At 67.5% G+C, this 3,901-nt stretch carries 5 protein-coding genes; 1 reads left to right on the top strand and 4 read right to left on the bottom strand.

Going from position 1 to position 3,901, the window contains the following annotated elements:
- Positions 1-53 precede the first annotated feature (53 nt).
- Both KK7_RS0118995 and KK7_RS0118990 read right to left on the bottom strand, forming a co-directional pair.
- On the bottom strand, positions 54-1,568 hold the full coding sequence (locus KK7_RS0118995) for a S10 family peptidase (RefSeq protein ID WP_010546222.1): 1,515 nt from the start codon (positions 1,566-1,568) through the stop codon (positions 54-56).
- 67 nt (positions 1,569-1,635) lie between these two features.
- Positions 1,636-2,136 carry a GNAT family N-acetyltransferase gene (locus KK7_RS0118990; RefSeq protein WP_010546221.1) on the bottom strand — a complete coding sequence of 167 codons (501 nt, stop codon included), beginning with the start codon at positions 2,134-2,136 and terminating at the stop codon, positions 1,636-1,638.
- Between the two features lie 268 nt (positions 2,137-2,404).
- On the opposite strand from KK7_RS0118990, the gene KK7_RS0118985 reads away from it, so the two are divergent.
- Positions 2,405-3,040: a CAP domain-containing protein gene (locus tag KK7_RS0118985; RefSeq protein WP_010546220.1), complete on the top strand. Its 636-nt coding sequence runs from the start codon at positions 2,405-2,407 to the stop codon at positions 3,038-3,040.
- A 121-nt stretch (positions 3,041-3,161) separates the two neighbouring features.
- Here the strand turns inward: KK7_RS0118985 and KK7_RS22125 are convergent, their stop codons facing one another.
- Positions 3,162-3,788, bottom strand: coding sequence for a L,D-transpeptidase family protein (locus tag KK7_RS22125; RefSeq protein WP_010546219.1), 627 nt, complete (start codon positions 3,786-3,788; stop codon positions 3,162-3,164).
- Positions 3,788-3,895 carry a PEPxxWA-CTERM sorting domain-containing protein gene (locus tag KK7_RS23840; RefSeq protein ID WP_420186429.1) on the bottom strand — a complete coding sequence of 36 codons (108 nt, stop codon included), beginning with the start codon at positions 3,893-3,895 and terminating at the stop codon, positions 3,788-3,790. Before KK7_RS23840 ends, KK7_RS22125 begins: the two co-directional genes overlap by 1 nt.
- Positions 3,896-3,901: the final 6 nt, after the last annotated feature.

The raw sequence follows: 3,901 nt of genomic DNA, 5'->3' as shown, positions 1-3,901 counted from the left end.
GGGGGCAGCGCCGACCTGATGCGCCTGAAGGGGAGGGGCTTATTCCACCTGCTTCACCGCACGTACAGCGCCCGTGCATCGGCCTTGAACGCCTCCGCACTGGCCTTGCGCGAATAGAACATGTGCCCGCCGGGATAGACGCCCAGTTTCACCCGCTGCTCCACACCGTAGCGCGGCATCTGGTCGACGATCAGTCGCGACCCGAAATAGGGGCAGGACAGGTCGTTATAGCCGTGCACGATCAGCACGCCCATCTTGGGATCGTTGGCCACTGCCTTGCGCAGGTCGCTCACCGGCGCGTCGTCGGGCGTGCCGCGGTCCCAGGCCATGTTCACCGCATAGGACAGCGCATTGTAGCGCGCATTGGTCTTCCAGCCGACCTCGCGGGTGATGAAGTCGACCATGGCGCTGGTCGTCGGCGCGATGATGCCTTCCAGGATCGGGTCGCCGGACTTGCGTTCGGCCGAGTTGGGGAAGGGATCGAAGGCGTCGACGTTGGAATCGTAGACGCTGCCGACCTTGCCGTCGTCACGGTGGACTTCGCGCAGATAGGTGCCTTCATCCACGCGCCCGTCGAGCCGCGACACCAGCTTCGGATCGAGGCCGGTCAACTCGGTAACCCTGGCGCTCAGCCGCGCGGTGGCCTGCGGATCCGATCGCCCGGCGAGCAGATCGGTCGCGAAGGCGCCGCGGGTATAGGCTTCCACCTGCGCCATCGCCTGGGGGGTGAGCTTGCCCTGGCGCTCCAGATGCCCGGCCGCCATCGACGGCAGGTTGATCATCCAGGGGAGCGGCGACAGCGCGTCCGAGCCCGAGGTCGCGGCCGGATCGAGATAGGGCGAGACCATCACGATCCCGTTTACGCCCACGCCGAGTTGGGTCTGCAGCTCATAGGCGATGCGCGGCGCGCGATAGCCGCCATAGCTTTCGCCCATCACGAACTTGGCCGAACGCAGCCGCTCGTTCTTGACCAGCCAGTCATAGACGATGCGCGAGAGGTACTTCACGTCCGGCTCGGTGGCGTAGAAGGCCTTCTTGGTCGCGTCCTCGTCGACCAGGCTTCGGCTGAAGCCGGTGCCGATCGGATCGATGAACACCAGATCGGTCATGTCCAGCCAGCTCGCCGGATTGTCGACCAGCAGCGGCGCGTCGGAAGGGGCATCGCCCTTGTCGCCGAACTGCACCCGCTTTGGCCCCACCGCGCCCAGGTTGAGATAGACCGAGGAGGCGCCGGGCCCGCCGTTGAAGGCGAAGGTCACCGGCCGCTGCGCGCCGCCGCCGGGGACGACATAGGCGGTGTAGACCACCTCGCCGATCTTCTTCCCCTTGCCGTCATAGACCGGCAGCTTGCCCACGGTGGCCTGATAGCGGATCGGCTTGCCGCCGATCACCGCCGTCTGGGCGATCGTCTTGTCCGCGGGCAGCGGCGGCCATTCCCCCTTGTCCGACTTGCCTTCGGCCTTGGCGTCGTCCTTCTCGGCGGCGTCGGCCTTCTTGTCCTGCGCAGGCGCTTGCGGGGCGAGAAGCAGCGCGGCGAGCGAAGCGGCGATCAGCGTGCGGTGGCGCAATGATGGGGTTCCCTGACTAGAGGATGGTGCCTTGGTGTAGCGGTACACCCGAGCCGAATCCACCCGATCAGAGCATCCGCGTCATCCACCGCGCGCGGGGTCCGTAGGCGGCGACCTTCGCTGCCAGCGCGGGGGCGGGCGGGTCGGCTGTGAAGCCCATGCGCGACCAGAAGTCGGCGGCGCCCTCCACCGCGATCAGCTCCGCGCGCCGCAGGCCGTCGGCAGCCGCGCGGGCCAGGGCGTGCTCCACCAGCGCCCGCCCGGCACCGGTGCCACGGGCGGCGGGCGATACCGCCAGGTCGTGCAGGAACAGCGCGTCGCCGCGCATGTCGGGATCCAGTACCGAGCCGACGTCCGGCGGTGCCTCGGACGGCCAGCCATGGGCGAGCAGATAGGCGACCAGTAGCTGATCCCGCTCCGCCGCGAGGCAATAGGGCGCGGCGACATGCAGGCGACTGGCAAAGGCCTGCCGCGGCTCGACGAGGAAGGCGGGATAGACCTGCGCCTGCAGCGCAAGCGCCTGGGGAAGGTGACGCGGCTCGAGCGGGGACAGGGCAAGGGCGGCCATGGGGCCCGCTCTGCCATGTCGTGCCGGGGGCGGGAAGAGGGGCAAGCCAGAGGTATGGACGCCCACGGGCCGATACTCTCCGCCCGCCAGAAAACATCCCTAATATCGTCTTAACCGATTCCAATAACTACGTCCGTCCACCGTATATTACGCTGGACATGACAGAAACGACTCCATTGGTTCGGCCGTTTTGCGGCTGGCATCGGTGGAGTTTATCGTGTCCGGGTTCCGTTGCCTGATTTTCCTGGTTGCTACAGGAACTGCAGTATTGCTTAGTGCCAATAGTGATGTTCCTGATCTGGAGGCGCAGGTACTCGACAGGATCAATCACGTTCGGCAGGATCCTGTCGCCTATGCCGAGCGGCTGCGCGGCCTGCGGCCGCATTTCGTCGGCAAGACGCTGTACCTGCCCGGCAAGGGACGCGGGATGGTCACCCAGGAAGGCGTGGAGGCGGTGGACGAGGCGATCGCCTATCTGGAGGAGCAGACCCCGCTGCCGCCGCTCAGCCGCGGCGAACTGCTCGATCTTGCCGCGCGCGAGCATGTCGTCGTGCAGGGCTCGCTTGGCACCCGCGGCCATTTTTCGCCCGACGGCGCCACCCCGGGCGATCGCGTCCAGCGCCGCGGCGGAGGGCGTCTGGTCGGCGAGGACATCTCCTATGGCTATGCCGATGCCGAGGACGTGATCCGGCAACTGGTGGTCGATGACGGCGTGCCCGATCGCGGCCATCGCAAGCTGCTGTTCAATCGCGAGCTCCGCTATGCCGGGGTGGGGTGCGGCAGCCATAGCCGTTATGGCCATATGTGCGTGATCGACGTGAGCCGTACGCGCAACGGCGCCTCGCGCTACGAGGCCCTGGCGCAGAACGACGTGCCCGCCAGCGCGACCCCGCGGCAGCCCTGACCGGCCGGCGGGCATGGCTCGCCGGGAGGAGGGGCGCTTCGGAGGCCGAGGGCCATATGGCCCGCCTTGCGGCTGGGCGGCGGATCAGCGTCCCGTCTGCTGGGCGGCCGACGCTGCGCAATCAGCGGACGACGGTTACCAGGTCTCCAGTCCGCACCACGGCAAATAGCCGCTGGGCGAAGGCCAGCGGGACACCGATGCAGCCATGGGTGGCCAGGCCCTGGCGCACGTCGCTGCCGTGGATGGCGACACCGTCCTTGGTGAGCCACAGCGTGTAGGGCATCTCGGCATCATAGTTGTTCGAGCGGTGGTTTCGCGCCACCCCGCGAACGGGGAAGTTGCCGATCGGTGTGGGCGTCGCGTCCTGGCCGTACAGGATCACGCTGGTGCCGATCTCGTCCTCGCCGCGGAACACCGAGATGATTTGCCGCGACAGATCGACCCGCATCCAGATCGGACCCGGCGGCACGTCACGCTCGTTCCACAGATAGTCGCCGAAGCGCATGCGCTCCGGGGGCTGCAACAGGCTGTGCACCACGCGCGTGCTGCCGTCGCCCATCTGCAGTTGCTGCGGCTGATCGTTCGGAAAACGGATCCGATCCTTCGGCGTGGGGCTGGGCACCACGGCAAACGGCCGAGGCTCGGCGCGGGGCGCGCGATTCATCAAGAGCGGCGCGCCCACAACACCCGCGAGCGTCAGCGTCGCCGCGATCGAGACCCACATGCCGATCGGACGACGCCCCGCCATTATTCGGTGACTTTGCTCCGGTTGCGGTAGCGCATCACGCCACCGACGAGGAACATGGAGGCAATCATCATCGCCCAACCCGAAGGCTCCGGAACCGCAGGCGGCACCGGCGG

This window comes from Sphingomonas elodea ATCC 31461 (genome assembly GCF_000226955.1).
Lineage (GTDB): Bacteria > Pseudomonadota > Alphaproteobacteria > Sphingomonadales > Sphingomonadaceae > Sphingomonas > Sphingomonas elodea.
This window is presented reverse-complemented; position numbering and strand designations above follow the sequence as displayed.

Excerpts from the sequence above, each read along its gene's own strand:
- KK7_RS0118990 (WP_010546221.1), bottom strand. The coding sequence starts at position 2,136 with ATGGCCGCCCTTGCCCTGTCCCCGCTCGAGCCGCGTCACCTTCCCCAG.
- KK7_RS22125 (WP_010546219.1), bottom strand. The coding sequence starts at position 3,788 with ATGGCGGGGCGTCGTCCGATCGGCATGTGGGTCTCGATCGCGGCGACG.